The organism is Bacillus sp. FSL K6-2865 (assembly GCF_040311405.1).
Taxonomy (GTDB): Bacteria; Bacillota; Bacilli; order Bacillales; family Bacillaceae; genus Bacillus; species Bacillus velezensis.
In genome coordinates this window covers 2,655,266-2,670,292 of record NZ_CP152036.1, presented here as the reverse complement: position 1 = coordinate 2,670,292, position 15,027 = coordinate 2,655,266, and the positions used below count along the sequence as shown (strand labels likewise).

15 protein-coding genes are annotated in these 15,027 nt (G+C 45.4%); all 15 read left to right on the top strand.

Features of this window, described 5'->3' with window-relative positions; all coding sequences use genetic code 11:
* The first annotated feature begins 33 nt into the window (after positions 1-33).
* Positions 34-2,166 carry an HD family phosphohydrolase gene (locus NYE42_RS13070; protein ID WP_007408284.1) on the top strand — a complete coding sequence of 711 codons (2,133 nt, stop codon included), beginning with the start codon at positions 34-36 and terminating at the stop codon, positions 2,164-2,166.
* Positions 2,167-2,640, top strand: coding sequence for an rRNA maturation RNase YbeY (gene ybeY / locus NYE42_RS13065; RefSeq protein WP_012118016.1), 474 nt, complete (start codon positions 2,167-2,169; stop codon positions 2,638-2,640).
* Positions 2,621-2,995, top strand: coding sequence for a diacylglycerol kinase family protein (locus NYE42_RS13060; RefSeq protein ID WP_015240233.1), 375 nt, complete (start codon positions 2,621-2,623; stop codon positions 2,993-2,995). Before ybeY ends, NYE42_RS13060 begins: the two co-directional genes overlap by 20 nt.
* A 123-nt stretch (positions 2,996-3,118) precedes the next feature.
* Positions 3,119-3,529: a cytidine deaminase gene (locus NYE42_RS13055; protein ID WP_003152976.1), complete on the top strand. Its 411-nt coding sequence runs from the start codon at positions 3,119-3,121 to the stop codon at positions 3,527-3,529.
* Positions 3,510-4,415: a GTPase Era gene (gene era, locus NYE42_RS13050; RefSeq protein ID WP_007408285.1), complete on the top strand. Its 906-nt coding sequence runs from the start codon at positions 3,510-3,512 to the stop codon at positions 4,413-4,415. Before NYE42_RS13055 ends, era begins: the two co-directional genes overlap by 20 nt.
* A 155-nt stretch (positions 4,416-4,570) precedes the next feature.
* Positions 4,571-4,714: a YqzL family protein gene (locus NYE42_RS13045; protein ID WP_007408286.1), complete on the top strand. Its 144-nt coding sequence runs from the start codon at positions 4,571-4,573 to the stop codon at positions 4,712-4,714.
* Between the two features lie 36 nt (positions 4,715-4,750).
* Entirely contained in the window at positions 4,751-5,518 is a 768-nt protein-coding gene (recO, locus tag NYE42_RS13040; RefSeq protein WP_007408287.1) for a DNA repair protein RecO, read from the top strand.
* A 301-nt stretch (positions 5,519-5,819) separates the two neighbouring features.
* Positions 5,820-6,707, top strand: a complete 888-nt coding sequence (glyQ, locus tag NYE42_RS13035; protein WP_003152984.1) for a glycine--tRNA ligase subunit alpha — start codon at positions 5,820-5,822, stop codon at positions 6,705-6,707.
* On the top strand, positions 6,700-8,739 hold the full coding sequence (gene glyS / locus NYE42_RS13030) for a glycine--tRNA ligase subunit beta (RefSeq protein WP_144663977.1): 2,040 nt from the start codon (positions 6,700-6,702) through the stop codon (positions 8,737-8,739). The genes glyQ and glyS overlap by 8 nt, the downstream gene beginning before the upstream one ends.
* 100 nt (positions 8,740-8,839) lie before the next feature.
* Positions 8,840-9,478 carry a transcriptional regulator CcpN gene (gene ccpN, locus NYE42_RS13025; RefSeq protein WP_144663978.1) on the top strand — a complete coding sequence of 213 codons (639 nt, stop codon included), beginning with the start codon at positions 8,840-8,842 and terminating at the stop codon, positions 9,476-9,478.
* 25 nt (positions 9,479-9,503) lie between these two features.
* On the top strand, positions 9,504-10,316 hold the full coding sequence (locus tag NYE42_RS13020) for a pyruvate, water dikinase regulatory protein (protein ID WP_003152991.1): 813 nt from the start codon (positions 9,504-9,506) through the stop codon (positions 10,314-10,316).
* 255 nt (positions 10,317-10,571) lie between these two features.
* Positions 10,572-11,078: a YaiI/YqxD family protein gene (locus NYE42_RS13015; protein ID WP_007408289.1), complete on the top strand. Its 507-nt coding sequence runs from the start codon at positions 10,572-10,574 to the stop codon at positions 11,076-11,078.
* A 21-nt stretch (positions 11,079-11,099) separates the two neighbouring features.
* The gene (gene dnaG / locus NYE42_RS13010; RefSeq protein ID WP_007408290.1) at positions 11,100-12,911 is read left to right on the top strand and encodes a DNA primase; all 1,812 of its coding nucleotides are present in this window, start codon (positions 11,100-11,102) and stop codon (positions 12,909-12,911) included.
* 192 nt (positions 12,912-13,103) lie between these two features.
* Positions 13,104-14,225 (top strand): RNA polymerase sigma factor RpoD, encoded by a 1,122-nt coding sequence (gene rpoD / locus NYE42_RS13005; protein ID WP_003152998.1) that lies wholly within the window; start codon positions 13,104-13,106, stop codon positions 14,223-14,225.
* Positions 14,226-14,575: 350 nt separating this feature from the next.
* Positions 14,576-14,938, top strand: a complete 363-nt coding sequence (gene cccA, locus NYE42_RS13000) for a cytochrome c550 (protein WP_003152999.1) — start codon at positions 14,576-14,578, stop codon at positions 14,936-14,938.
* Positions 14,939-15,027 lie beyond the last annotated feature (89 nt).

Genomic DNA, 15,027 nt, shown 5'->3' with positions numbered 1-15,027 from the left:
TGTTCCTGATGTTTCAGGGAGGAGGTTCTTGTTTTGAAAAAGAAGGGAAAGGGCAAAAGCGCCCGGGAACGGTTCCGCAGTTTCAGACATGCCCGCTCAGCCCATGTGCTGCTGTACCTGCTGCTTTCAGCGATCATGTTTGGTTTGCTCTTTATTCATGTAAAACCTGAATCACTTAATTTGGATTTGTTTGCAGTCAGTGATAAAACGATTTACGCGCCCGCCACAGTGGAAGATCAGCAGGCGACGGAATCGAAAAAACAGGCGGCCGAAGATGCGGTGGAAGATCAATACACTCTGAAAAAAGGCTATACCGACAACCGGCTTGACCTGATCACTTCCATTTTTGACAGTATCGGCGAAGTGAAAAAAGATGCGGAAAAAGACAAAAAGTCACCTTCGGAAAAATCACTGGTCAAATCGGTGAAAAACAAGCTGACACAGGATGTCAATGAATCCGTCTCGGAAGATGCCATTAAATCGCTTCTCCATGCAAACAATGAAGATTTCTCATTTGTGAGGGATTCCGTCATTACCGCGGTGAATACGGTGATGAGCAGTGAAATTCCTTCTGAAAAGCTTGCTGAAGCGAAGGATAAGGTCGCAAAAGAGCTGAAAAGCGCTTCTGTGCCGTCAAAATATTTAGCGGCTGCGACTGAAATCGGAAAATACGCGGTCATCCCGAATTACGTTTTTGATCCGAAAGCGACCGATGAAAAACGCCAGGAAGCGTCAGACAGCGTCCAGCCGGTACAGATCAAACAGGGACAGGTTCTCGTGGAAGAGAATGATCTGATTGACCGGGAAGTATACAGGAAGCTTGAACTGACGGGTCTTTTGAATAATTCCAACCTGTTAAAACCGATCAGCGGTCTCCTTCTGATGATCGGCCTGTTTATTGCCACGCTTGTCTACTATTTTGAGAAACAGCAGCAGGAGCTTAAGCTGAAAAATAAATCTCTTTTGCTGTTTTCTATCATTACAACGCTTATTCTCGTCATTATGGAAGTCGTCAGTCTCTTTCAGAAGATTGAATACACCAATATCGGCTATCTTGTGCCGATCGCCGCCGGCGCGATTTTAATCAGGCTGCTGCTCAATGAAAGGCTCGCCATTTTAGGAAGCATCATTCTGGCGATCTGCGGCAGTATGATGTTTAATCAGGGTGTGACGGGAACATTTAATTACGTCATCGGCATTTACTATTTAATCAGCAGCATTTCAGGCATTCTGTTTTTGGGAAAACATAATGCGAGATCAAAAATATTGCAGACGGGACTGTTCGTCTCATTTATTAATATGATTATCGTGCTGTCGCTTTTATTAATACAAAATACGGCGCTGTCACCGGTTGAAATCGGAACGCTGATGCTGATGGGGGTCGTCTCGGGACTTGCTTCATCCGTTTTGATTATCGGTCTGATGCCGTTTTTTGAGACGGGATTCGGCATTCTTTCAACAATGAGGCTGATTGAACTGTCTAATCCGAATCATCCCCTGCTTCGAAAGATTTTAACGGAAACACCCGGTACATATCATCACAGCGTCATGGTGGCAAATCTGTCGGAAGCGGCTTGTGAAGCCGTAGGGGCAAACGGTCTTTTAGCACGGGTCGGAGCGTATTATCACGATCTCGGCAAAACGAAACGTCCGCAATATTTTATTGAAAATCAGATGAATATGGATAATCCGCATGACAAGCTGTCTCCGCAGCTCAGCAAAAATATCATTATCGCACATACGACAGACGGTGCGAATATGCTCAGAAGCTATAAGTTTCCGAAAGAGCTTGTGGATATCGCGGAGCAGCATCACGGAACGTCCCTTTTAAAATTCTTTTATTATAAAGCGAAAGAAAAGGGCGACCAGATTACAGAGAAAGAGTTCCGCTACCCGGGGCCGAAGCCGCAATCGAAAGAAGCGGCTATTATCTCAGTGGCCGACAGCGTTGAAGCCGCTGTCCGTTCCATGCATAATCCCAATCCCGAGCGGATCGAAAAACTGGTGCGGGGAATTATATCCGATAAGCTTCAGGACGGACAATTCTCAGAATGTGATCTCACGTTCCGAGAACTGGATACGATCGCAAAAACACTATGTGCGACTTTAAAAGGAATTTTCCACTCCCGGATTGAATATCCGGAGGCTACGAAGAAGGTGAAATAAATGAGTTTACTCATAGATATTGTTGATGAAACGAACAGCGTCTCAGCTGATGCGCTCCAAGAAGTGGAGAAGCTGCTCCAATTCGCGGCGGAAAAAGAAGGCGTTCAGGACCAGGCTGAAGTATCGGTCACGATTGTGACAAATGAGGAAATCAGAGAAATCAACAGAGACTACCGGGGAAAAGACACTCCGACTGACGTCATTTCGTTTGCGCTTGAAGAAGAAGGCGAAGACGAGGTTGAAATCGTAGGCGCCGACATGCCGCCTGTTTTAGGAGATATTATCATCAGCGCTGACAGAACGAAAGAGCAGGCGGAAGAGTACGGCCATTCGTTTATGAGAGAGCTCGGTTTTCTGGCCGTGCACGGCTTTTTGCATTTGCTTGGCTATGATCACATGACAAAAGAAGAAGAGGAAGAAATGTTTTCAAAGCAAAAGGATTTGCTGGATGAGTATGGACTCACGAGATCATAAAAACGAGTGGAGCAGGTTCCTGAAGAGCTTTGTCCATGCATGGAGGGGAATCTGGAAAACGGCGCGGTCAGAGCGGAATTTTCAATTTCATATTACCGCGGCCTGCGCCGTTATCGTTTGCGGTTTTCTCACCGGGCTGAGCACAGCCGAATGGGCCGTTGTTTTGATGCTGATCGGAGGAATGCTTGCTTTGGAGCTTTTAAATACGGCGATAGAGCATGTTGTGGATTTAGTTACCGATCAGTATCACCCGCTCGCAAAAGCGGCAAAGGACGCGGCCGCCGGAGCCGTTTGCGTCTTTGCCGTGATATCGTGTATCATTGGTTTACTCATCTTCTTGCCGAAGATATGTTAGCAGAAGATTCTTACAATTATTTTACATTGCCAAAAATGGGCGTGAAAAACCAATCATAATTATGTAAAATAAAAGTGACAGCGGTATCATACAGGATAAAGGTAAGAGAGGAATTAAGTACACATGAACAGACAAGAATTGATTGCAGAAGCATTAAAAGCGCGGGACACAGCGTATGTGCCGTATTCAAATTTCAGAGTGGGAGCCGCTCTTCTTACCAAAGACGGAAAAGTGTACAGAGGCTGCAACATCGAAAATGCGGCATACAGCATGTGCAACTGTGCTGAACGCACGGCGATATTCAAAGCTGTTTCCGAGGGGGATACGGAATTTGCGATGCTCGCCGTGGCTGCGGATACTCCGGGACCGGTTTCGCCGTGCGGAGCCTGCAGACAAGTAATTTCCGAGCTGTGCTCAAAGGATATGCTTGTTATTCTGACCAACTTACAAGGACAAATAAAAGAAATGACTGCGGAAGAATTATTGCCGGGCGCATTTTCATCGGAGGATTTACATGACGAACGAAAGCTTTAAATCAGGATTTGTATCTATCATCGGAAGGCCGAATGTAGGAAAGTCTACCTTTTTAAACAGGGTCATCGGTCAAAAGATCGCCATCATGAGCGACAAACCCCAGACGACAAGAAATAAAGTCCAAGGGGTGCTGACAACCGGCACGTCGCAGACCATTTTTATTGATACACCGGGCATTCACAAACCAAAGCACAAGCTTGGCGACTTTATGATGAAAGTGGCGCAGAATACACTGAAAGAAGTTGACTTGGTGTTATTTATGATTAACGCCGAAGAAGGGTACGGAAAAGGCGACGAGTTTATCATTGAAAAGCTCGGACAGACGTCTACACCGGTCTTTCTGATCGTAAACAAAATTGATAAGATCCACCCTGACCAGCTGCTTCTTTTAATTGATGAGTACCGTACGCGCTATCCGTTTAAGGAAATCGTGCCGATCTCAGCTTTGGAAGGGAACAACGTCGAAACCCTTCTCGCGCAGATTGAAGCGTATTTACCGGAAGGGCCTCAGTTCTATCCGAGCGATCAGGTGACTGACCATCCCGAGCGGTTCATTATTTCTGAACTGATCAGAGAAAAGGTGCTCCATCTGACAAGGGAAGAAGTGCCGCACAGCATCGCTGTCGCTATCGAGTCCATTAAAGGGCAGGAAAACGGCTCCGTCCATGTCGCCGCCACCATTGTGGTCGAGCGGGATTCTCAAAAAGGCATCGTCATCGGTAAAAAAGGAGCGCTTCTGAAAGAAGTCGGCAAAAGAGCGCGGGCTGATATTGAAGCTCTTTTGGGCTCACGCGTTTACCTGGAATTATGGGTGAAGGTGCAGAAGGACTGGCGGAATAAAATGTCTCAGCTGCGTGATTTCGGCTTCAAAGAGGATGAATATTAATTCATCTAAGGCGCATGCCTGAGGTGTGAGATTACCTCACAGAAGCAGGGATTCATTAGCAAAATTTGTTTAACATGAAAAGGAGGACATCAGGTCAAGATAAGGGTAAGAATTTGGATTGGCAAGCTAGTTTAATGATGAAAGGTGGGTTTTTTGTGTTGAATTTTACCTGGAACGTATTTTCTCAAACAGGAAGTGTTGATACGTACCTTCTTTTTAAAGAACTGGAAAAAGAGAACCTGGAAAGACCCGAAGAACCGGAAGATGAGCTAGCCCGAATTGATTTTCCAATTTTGTAAACCTCTTGGCCCCTCCCATTGTTGGAAGGTGCGGAAATGCTGACTAAATGTGAAGGAATCGTGCTCCGTACGAATGACTACGGGGAGACGAATAAAATCGTGACATTGCTGACGAGGGAACACGGCAAAATCGGCGTCATGGCAAGGGGCGCCAGGAAGTCAGCCAGCCGGCTGTCAGCAGTCAGCCAGCCGTTTTTGTACGGGTCATTTTTAATGCAAAGAACATCAGGACTCGGCACGCTCCAGCAGGGTGAAATGATTCTCAGCATGAGAACGATCAGAGAAGATTTATTTTTGACGGCGTATGCCGCTTTTATCGCTGAACTCACTGACAAAGGAACGGAAGAGAAGAAACCGAACCCCTATTTATTCGAATTGATTCTCGAATCCTTTAAGAGGCTGAATGACGGGACTGACCCGGACGTGATCACCTTCATCGTGCAGATGAAAATGCTCGGCGTCATGGGGCTGTATCCGGAGCTGAATCATTGTGTCCACTGCAAAAGCGGGGAAGGGACGTTTCATTTTTCGATAAGAGATAACGGGTTTATCTGCCACCGCTGCTTTGAAAAGGATCCGTACAGAGTTCCGATTTCGCCGCAAACGGCAAGGCTGCTAAGGCTTTTTTATTACTTTGATATCGGAAGGCTCGGCAGCGTCTCGTTAAAACAGGAAACCAAAAATGAAATTAAACGGGTCATTGATCTGTATTACGAAGAATATTCAGGACTTTATTTAAAGTCAAAACGGTTTTTAGATCAGATGGAAAGCATGAAGAACCTTTTGGATGAAAACAAAAGTTGACATTCTGCCCATCTTTTTATATGATCATTTATTATAAAATATGTTGCAGTGACAGAAAGAAGTACTTGCGTCCAACTCATACAAGCGACCTTAGGGCAGTGTAAGCTAAGGATGAGCGCGCAACGAAAGGCATTCTCGAGCAACCCTTTAAAAAGAGGCTGAGTGATTCACATCCTCAGCAACTAGGGTGGAACCGCGGGAGAACTCTCGTCCCTATGTTTGCGGCCGGCAAGCATAGAGACGGGAGTTTTTTGGTTGCCGCCGCACTTGTAAAAGAATGGAGAAAGTGGAGGTGCTTGAAATGAACATTCAAGATATGATTTTAACCTTGCAGAAGCACTGGTCGAATGAAGGCTGTGTGCTCATGCAGTCGTACGATGTGGAGAAAGGCGCAGGCACAATGAGCCCGTATACATTTTTACGAAGCATCGGGCCGGAACCGTGGAGAGTGGCTTACGTTGAGCCGTCCAGACGGCCTGCGGACGGACGGTACGGTGAAAACCCGAACAGGCTCTATCAGCATCACCAATTCCAAGTCATTATCAAGCCGTCGCCTGATAACATTCAAGAGCTTTACCTTGATTCATTGCGTGCGCTCGGCATTGACCCGCTTGAACATGATATCCGTTTCGTAGAAGACAACTGGGAAAACCCGTCTTTAGGCTGTGCAGGTCTCGGCTGGGAAGTATGGCTTGACGGGATGGAAATTACTCAGTTTACATACTTCCAGCAGGTGGGCGGAATTGAATGTAAACCGGTATCCGTTGAGATCACGTATGGCATTGAACGTCTCGCGTCATATATTCAGGATAAAGAAAACGTCTTTGATCTTGAATGGACGTCAGGATTTACTGTGAAAGATTTATTTATGATGGCTGAATATGAGCATTCCGTTTATACTTTTGAAACATCTGACGTGGATATGCTTTTCCATTTGTTCAGCACCTATGAAAAAGAAGCGATCAGACAAATGGATAACGGGCTCGTGCATCCGGCCTATGATTATGTGCTGAAATGCTCTCACACATTTAATCTGCTCGATGCAAAAGGCGCGATCTCGGTGACGGAGCGGACGGGTTATATCGGCCGTGTCCGCAACTTAGCGAGAAAAGTGGCAAAAACGTATTATGAAGAACGGGAAAAATTAGGGTTCCCAATGCTTAAAGAGGAGGGCTCTTCCCATGAGTAAACAAGACTTGCTTTTAGAGATCGGACTCGAGGAAATGCCGGCGCGGTTTTTACATGACAGCATGGTGCAGCTCGGTGAAAAGCTGACCGGCTGGCTGGCTGAAAAAAATATCGCCCATGGCGAAGTGAAACTTTTTAATACGCCGAGACGTCTGGCAGTATATATAAAAGACGTAGCAGAAAAACAGGCTGATATTCAGGAAGAAGCAAAAGGCCCTGCGAAAAAAATTGCTCTGGATGCTGACGGAAACTGGACAAAAGCCGCTATCGGATTTTCAAAAGGCCAAGGCGCCGGAGTGGATGATCTGTATATAAAAGATGTAAACGGCACGGAATATGTCTTCGTTCAAAAATTCCAGGCGGGACAAGAGACGAAGACACTTTTACCGCAGCTGGAAAATTTGATTGCCGGAATGCATTTTCCGAAAAACATGCGCTGGGGCACGCAGGATCTGCGCTATATCCGTCCGATCAAATGGATTATCGCTCTCTTTGGAAAAGACGTCATTTCGTTTGAAATCACAAATGTCGAGACGGGCCGGAACACACAGGGACACCGCTTTCTCGGCCAAGAAGTATCTGTTGATGCGCCGTCATCATATGAAAAGCTGCTGAAAGAACAAAGCGTCATTGCTGACCCGAAAGAACGCAAACAAATGATCCAAAGCCAGCTGGACGCGCTTGCAGCCGAGAAGAAATGGAACATTCCGATCGATGAGGACCTGCTGAACGAAGTCAACCATCTGGTGGAATACCCGACGGCGCTTTACGGATCTTTTGAATCCGAGTTTCTTTCTATTCCTGAAGAAGTGCTTGTAACAACAATGAAAGAGCATCAGCGCTACTTCCCGGTAAAAGATGAAAACGGGAATCTGCTTCCTCATTTTATTACGGTAAGAAACGGGAACAGCCATGCAATTGAAAATGTTGCCCGCGGAAACGAGAAAGTGCTGAGAGCAAGGCTTTCAGATGCTGCGTTCTTCTACAAAGAAGACCAAAAGCTCAACATTGATGAAAACGTGAAGAAACTGGAAAATATCGTTTTCCATGAAGAGCTCGGCTCCCTTGGAGATAAAGTAAGAAGAGTGGCCGCCATTGCGGGCAAACTTGCCGTCCGCCTGAAAGCGGATGAACAGACGCAAAACCTTGTGAAGCGCGCCGCAGAGATTTCTAAATTTGACCTGGTTACACATATGATCTATGAGTTCCCTGAGCTTCAGGGCGTGATGGGAGAAAAATATGCGCGCATGCTCGGTGAAGATGAAGCCGTCGCTGCCGCTGTCAATGAGCACTATATGCCGAGAGCGGCCGGGGGAGAAGTGCCTTCAACCTTCACCGGCGCGGTTGTAGCGTTAGCTGATAAACTGGACACGATTGCTTCCTTCTTCAGCATTGACGTGATTCCGACAGGTTCTCAGGACCCGTACGGATTGCGTCGTCAGGCAAGCGGCATCGTTTCCATTCTGATCGACCGCAACTGGGGCATTTCTTTTAAAGAGCTGCTGTCATTGACAGAAACGGAAAAAGAAAATGAGCTCCTCGATTTCTTTACACAGCGTCTGAAATACGTCTTAAACGCTGAAGACATCCGTCATGACGTTATCGAAGCCGTTCTGGACAGCACAGAGCTTGAGCCGTATGCAGCCGTTCATAAAGCAAGAGTGCTTGAGAAGCACCTCGGCACACCCGGATTTAAAGAAACGGCTGAATCACTCGGCCGGGTCATCTCCATCAGCAAAAAAGGCGAGAGCCGCGATATCAATCCGGATCTGTTTGAAAATGAACAGGAGAAAAAGCTGTTTGACGCTTATCAAAAAACAAAAGACAGTGTCGCGGAAAGCTTTGCCTCCAAAAACTATGAACAGGCGCTTGCCGTGCTCAGCGGATTAAAGGAGCCGATTGAAGACTACTTTAATCACACGATGGTAAATGCGGACGATGAAGCATTAAAAACCAACCGTTTAGCGCAAATGACCGCTCTTGCAGATGTGATCAAGTCTTTTGCTAATATGAATCATCTTATTGTAAAATAAAGAAAAAGACGGTTGCTGTGTGATCGGCAATCGTCTTTTCCCCTTTTACATAAACATCACAGAATGAAAACATAGATAAAGAAACCCTTCCATAAAGGTGGTGAGTACGATCGAATTAAATAAACGGCAAGAACAAATTTTACAGATTGTAAAGGAAAACGGCCCGATTACCGGAGAGCATATCGCAGAACAGCTCAATTTAACGAGGGCCACGCTGCGGCCGGACTTGGCCATACTCACCATGTCAGGCTTCTTAGAGGCCCGTCCGCGGGTCGGTTATTTTTATACGGGGAAAACGGGAAATCAGCTGCTTGCGGATAAACTGAAAAAGCTGCAAGTGAAAGATTTTCAATCGATCCCTGTTGTCATCAATGAGAATGTCTCGGTATACGATGCCATCTGCACAATGTTTTTAGAAGATGTCGGCACGTTATTTGTCGTAGATCGTGATGCTGTCTTAGTCGGTGTGCTGTCACGCAAAGATTTGCTGCGGGCGAGCATCGGCCAGCAGGAACTTGTCTCAATACCGGTTCATATTATCATGACAAGAATGCCGAATATCGCCGTCTGCCGGCGTGACGATTATGTGATGGACATCGCCAAGTATTTAATTGAAAAACAGATCGATGCCCTGCCCGTTATTAAAGATACGGATAAAGGCTTTGAGGTCATCGGCCGGTTTACCAAAACGAATATGACTAGGATACTTGTCAGTTTATCAGAAAATGAAATCATATAAGCTTGAAAACTAACGGGGGGATAACATGGACAATCGCATCATTTATGTAGTATCAGACTCAGTCGGAGAAACCGCCGAACTCGTTGTAAAAGCCTCGCTCAGCCAGTTTAACGGCTCAGCAGATGATACGCATATCAGAAGAATACCTTATGTGGAAGATATCGGCACCATTAATGAAGTCGTGTCTCTCGCCAAAGCGGACGGCGGCATTATTTGTTTTACGCTCGTTGTTCCTGAAATGCGCAAATACCTGGTTGAACAAGCGGAAAAAGCGAATGTGCTGTATTACGATATTATCGGTCCGCTCATCGATAAAATGGAATCGGCTTACGGTCTGACCGCTAAATATGAACCGGGCCGCGTCCGCCAGCTTGATGAAGATTATTTCAAAAAGGTCGAGGCGATCGAGTTTGCCGTCAAATATGACGATGGCAGAGATCCAAGAGGCATTTTAAAAGCCGATATCATCCTGCTCGGAGTATCCAGAACGTCTAAAACCCCATTATCACAATATCTTGCCCATAAGCGTCTGAAAGTGGCCAATGTGCCGATCGTTCCTGAGGTCGATCCGCCGGAAGAACTGTTCAGCGTTGATCCGAAAAAATGCATCGGCTTAAAAATCAGCCCTGATAAACTGAACCATATACGAAAAGAACGGTTAAAATCTCTCGGCTTAAATGACAAAGCCATTTACGCCAATATCAACAGAATTAAAGAAGAGCTGGAGTATTTTGAGAAAATCGTGGACCGGATCGGCTGCCAAGTCGTTGACGTTTCGAATAAAGCGGTCGAGGAAACAGCGAACATCATTCATCACCTCAAAACAAAGGGCCGATAACTCAGGACGCTTTATCCTGGGTTTTTGGGTATGCAAATAGGGAATAAACAAAAAGGATGGCATCTTCGCGAAGTTTGTATTATAATAAAAAATTGTGATAAAATGTTTATTTTTAGGTTTAAGCTTCGTGTGATACGAATAAACTATTATGGGTAAGATGTCAAGAATAACTCCCGGAAATTTTTCGACAAAGCTCAAAATAGATCCGCAGTCATGGAGCATATGCGATTTCGCTTGTTTTTATGCAGGAGATTGATGGAGGGATGGAGAATTAGTCTTCTAAATGAAAAAGAAAAGACGATTTTTGTCGATGCAGACGCATGCCCCGTAAAAGAGGAAATAATGCTCATTGCATCGCAATACAGCGTTCGGGTTATTTTCGTCGCATCATTTGAACACTACCAGCTTTCCAGAAGCAAAGACGAGAACTGGGTATACGTTGATCCTCATAAAGAAGCGGCAGACTTATATATCGCAAACCATGTGAGATCGGGAGACGTCGTAGTCACGCAGGATATCGGTTTAGCCTCTCTTTTGCTGAACAGAAATATTGCCGTCTTATCGGAAAGGGGCCGTTCTTATACTGAAGACACGATTGACTTCGCTCTGATGAGCCGTCATATGTCAGGCAAAATGAGAAGAAGCGGCATTCATTCCAAAGGACCTAAAAAATTAAATAAAGAAGATCGGAATCGATTTGTTACCCTGCTTAAAAAAATCCTGTCGAATGATGAAGGGATTTCAAATCAAAACATCGAATAATGTACGACGGAGTGTTATAAGATGGGAAACCGCATACCAGATGAAGTAGTTAATCAGGTGCAGCAGTCAGCAGACATTGTTGAAGTCATAGGTGATTATGTCCAATTGAAAAAGCAAGGCCGCAACTACTTTGGGCTCTGTCCGTTTCACGGGGAAAACACGCCCTCGTTTTCCGTCTCCAGCGATAAGCAGATCTTTCATTGCTTCGGATGCGGTGCGGGCGGGAACGTTTTCTCTTTCTTACGGCAGATGGAAGGTTATTCATTTACGGAAGCTGTTTCTCACCTTGCGGATAAATATCAGATTGATTTCCCTGATGATATAACGATTCACTCTGCATCCAGGCCGGAATCTTCCGGAGAGCAGAAGATGGCGGAAGCCCACGAGCTTCTGAAGAAATTTTACCATCATTTGCTAATAAATACAAAGGAAGGCCAGGAAGCGTTAGATTACCTTTTATCAAGGGGTTTTACGAAAGAGCTCATAGATGAGTTTGAAATCGGCTACGCGCTGGATTCCTGGGATTTCATGACGAAATTCTTGAAAAAGCGCGGTTTTGAGGAAGAACTGATGGAAAAAGCGGGTCTGCTGATCAGAAGGGAAGACGGCAGCGGGTATTTTGACCGTTTCAGAAACAGAATTATGTTTCCCATTCATGATCACCACGGAGCCGTGGCGGCTTTTTCAGGAAGGGCGCTCGGAAGCCAGCAGCCGAAATATATGAACAGCCCGGAAACGCCGCTGTTTCATAAATCTAAGCTGCTGTATAACTTTCATAAGGCGCGCCTGCCGATCAGGAAAGAGGAGAGAGCCGTTCTGTTTGAAGGCTTCGCTGACGTCATATCCGCCGTCAGCTCAGGCGTAAAAGAAAGTATCGCCACAATGGGGACGTCGCTCACCGAAGAACATGTGAAAATCCTCAGAAGAAATGTTCAGGAGGTCATTCTCTGCTACGATTCGGATAAAGCCGGGTACGAAGCTACGCTGAAAGCGGCCGGCCTGCTCCAGAAAGCCGATTGTAAGGTAAGAGTAAGCATGCTGCCTGACGGACTTGATCCTGATGATTATATCAGAACCCGGGGCGGAGAAAAATTTCGGACCGATATCATTGATGCAAGCGTTACGGTCATGGCTTTTAAAATGCAGTATTTCCGCAAAGGGAAAAACTTATCTGACGAAGGAGACCGGCTCGCTTACATGAAAGAAGTGCTGAAAGAAATCAGCGCTCTTTCCGGGTCGCTTGAGCAGGAAATGTATGTGAAGCAGCTCGCCTCAGAGTTTTCTCTTTCGGTAGAATCTTTGACGGAACAGCTTTCCATCTACGCCAGACAAAACGCCCCCGGCGACAAAAACGCCGAACCGCAGACAAGACGGGCCCGGGTGACGACAAAAGCGAAACGGCGCCGTCTCCGTCCCGCCTATGAGAACGCGGAAAGACTTCTGCTCGCTCATATGCTGAGAGACCGAAACGTCATAAAGAAAGTGATTGAGCGTGTCGGCTTTGAATTTAACATTGACGGACATCGTGCGCTGGCAGCATACCTGTACGCTGTTTATGAAGAGGGCGCTGACATGACGCCGCAGCATCTTATGGCGAGAATGCAGGATGAGGAAATCAGCCAGCTGCTTTCAGATATAGGGATGCTCCAAGTAAACGAGGAGCTCTCAGAGGCCGAGTTATCCGATTACGTAAAAAAAGTGTTGGATCACCGAAAATGGTCAATGATAAAGGAAAAAGAAGCAGAAAGAGCGGATGCGGAGAGGCAGAAAGACTTCGTGAAAGCTGCGTCTCTGGCTCAAGAAATTGTTGCATTGAACCGATCATTAAAGTAACACCAAAAAGAGGCTTGCGTTCTGATTGGCAATGATTCCTTGCGGAGGAGCAAATAGATCGCTTAACCTCATCATGAATTGTCATTTATTATCCGCAGCCCTGCATGCTGAAAAAGAGAGAAGGCTTCCGGGTCGGATAAGAAACATACCGCTTTTAGAATTCGTTGCAAGCTTTGGAAGGAGGGATCCATAATGGCTGATAAACAAACCCACGAAACAGAAACAGAACTTACATTAGACCAGGTAAAAGAACAGCTTACTGAAACTGGAAAAAAACGTGGCGTTTTAACATATGAAGAAATTGCTGAACGCATGTCCAGCTTTGAAATTGAATCAGACCAAATGGATGAGTATTATGAATTTTTAGGAGAACAAGGTGTTGAATTAATTAGTGAAAATGAAGAAACGGAAGATCCTAATATTCAACAGCTTGCCAAAGCCGAAGAAGAATTTGACCTTAATGACCTCAGCGTACCGCCTGGCGTAAAGATCAATGATCCAGTCCGCATGTACCTTAAGGAAATCGGACGGGTAAATCTTCTTTCTGCTAAAGAAGAAATCACCTACGCTCAAAAAATTGAAGAGGGTGACGAGGAATCTAAACGCAGACTGGCTGAAGCAAACCTTCGTTTAGTTGTCAGCATTGCTAAACGGTATGTCGGCCGCGGCATGCTTTTCTTAGACTTGATCCAAGAAGGAAACATGGGTCTCATGAAAGCCGTCGAGAAGTTTGACTACCGTAAAGGATATAAATTCAGTACGTATGCGACTTGGTGGATCAGACAGGCGATTACACGCGCCATCGCTGACCAGGCGAGAACAATCCGTATCCCGGTTCACATGGTGGAAACCATCAACAAATTAATCCGGGTGCAGCGTCAGCTTCTTCAGGATCTTGGCAGAGAGCCGACACCGGAAGAGATTGCTGAAGACATGGATCTTACACCTGAAAAAGTCCGTGAAATATTAAAAATTGCTCAAGAGCCTGTTTCTTTAGAAACGCCGATCGGTGAAGAAGACGACTCACATCTCGGTGATTTCATCGAAGACCAGGAAGCGACATCTCCGTCGGATCATGCGGCATATGAGCTTTTAAAAGAACAGCTGGAAGATGTGCTGGATACGTTGACAGATCGTGAAGAAAACGTGCTGCGTCTCCGTTTCGGTCTGGATGACGGACGCACAAGAACTTTGGAAGAAGTAGGCAAAGTGTTTGGAGTAACGAGAGAGCGTATTCGCCAAATTGAAGCAAAAGCGCTTCGCAAATTGAGACATCCGAGCAGAAGCAAACGTCTGAAGGATTTTCTCGAATAGAATGGAACGGGTCTTTTTGATCCGTTCTTTTTTATGTATAAGATATATGGATAATATACCTTTATTTTACTGGATAAGCATATGTTTTGCAAATGAGTTTGGAAAAAATGCGGCATGTCCTGAAAGGGGGAAAATGAGATAAGTTTATTTATATTCTTTATTGTAAGCGTATACAATTCATTATACAATAGAATAAAGATAATTTTGTGATAAACAAAACAGTTATTTTTGCTTTTTGTATAAATTGTGAAATCAAAGAAATTGCTGAACAAGACCATTTACTTTTTGTAAAAATAAGTTAGAATTAGAAGTGTTTACATAGGGGGAGAATGAAAAAGGGGGATGGAGATATGAAGTGGAATCCGCTGATTCCTTTTTTGCTCATTGCAGTGCTGGGAATAGGGCTGACTTTCTTTTTAGCTGTAAAAGGCAATGGAGATGCGCATCAGATCGCAAGCGGCGGTGAAAGTAAAAATGCCGAGAAGGAAACTGCAAACGCTTCACCTGAAGAGATTTATAAAGCGAACTGCATCACCTGTCACGGGGAAAACTATGAAGGTGTATCAGGGCCGAACTTAAAAGGTGTCGGCAAAAGAAAAGATGTCGCTGAGATTAAAACAAAAATTGAAAAAGGCGGCAACGGGATGCCCGCAGGCCTTGTGCCGGCCGAAAAGCTGGATGACATGGCAAAATGGGTTTCTGACATTAAATAAAGCTTTACCGGTCCCTATATAAAAGACATATGAAAAACTCTATCCGCCGCTTGGATTCCGGGCGGTTTTTTTATATGATAGTAAAGGAA

Excerpts from the sequence above, each read along its gene's own strand:
- cccA (WP_003152999.1), top strand. The coding sequence starts at position 14,576 with ATGAAGTGGAATCCGCTGATTCCTTTTTTGCTCATTGCAGTGCTGGGA.
- recO (WP_007408287.1), top strand. The coding sequence starts at position 4,751 with ATGCTGACTAAATGTGAAGGAATCGTGCTCCGTACGAATGACTACGGG.
- glyQ (WP_003152984.1), top strand. The coding sequence starts at position 5,820 with ATGAACATTCAAGATATGATTTTAACCTTGCAGAAGCACTGGTCGAAT.
- rpoD (WP_003152998.1), top strand. The coding sequence starts at position 13,104 with ATGGCTGATAAACAAACCCACGAAACAGAAACAGAACTTACATTAGAC.
- NYE42_RS13055 (WP_003152976.1), top strand. The coding sequence starts at position 3,119 with ATGAACAGACAAGAATTGATTGCAGAAGCATTAAAAGCGCGGGACACA.
- NYE42_RS13060 (WP_015240233.1), top strand. The coding sequence starts at position 2,621 with ATGGACTCACGAGATCATAAAAACGAGTGGAGCAGGTTCCTGAAGAGC.
- NYE42_RS13015 (WP_007408289.1), top strand. The coding sequence starts at position 10,572 with ATGGAGGGATGGAGAATTAGTCTTCTAAATGAAAAAGAAAAGACGATT.
- dnaG (WP_007408290.1), top strand. The coding sequence starts at position 11,100 with ATGGGAAACCGCATACCAGATGAAGTAGTTAATCAGGTGCAGCAGTCA.
- ybeY (WP_012118016.1), top strand. The coding sequence starts at position 2,167 with ATGAGTTTACTCATAGATATTGTTGATGAAACGAACAGCGTCTCAGCT.
- era (WP_007408285.1), top strand. The coding sequence starts at position 3,510 with ATGACGAACGAAAGCTTTAAATCAGGATTTGTATCTATCATCGGAAGG.
- NYE42_RS13020 (WP_003152991.1), top strand. The coding sequence starts at position 9,504 with ATGGACAATCGCATCATTTATGTAGTATCAGACTCAGTCGGAGAAACC.
- glyS (WP_144663977.1), top strand. The coding sequence starts at position 6,700 with ATGAGTAAACAAGACTTGCTTTTAGAGATCGGACTCGAGGAAATGCCG.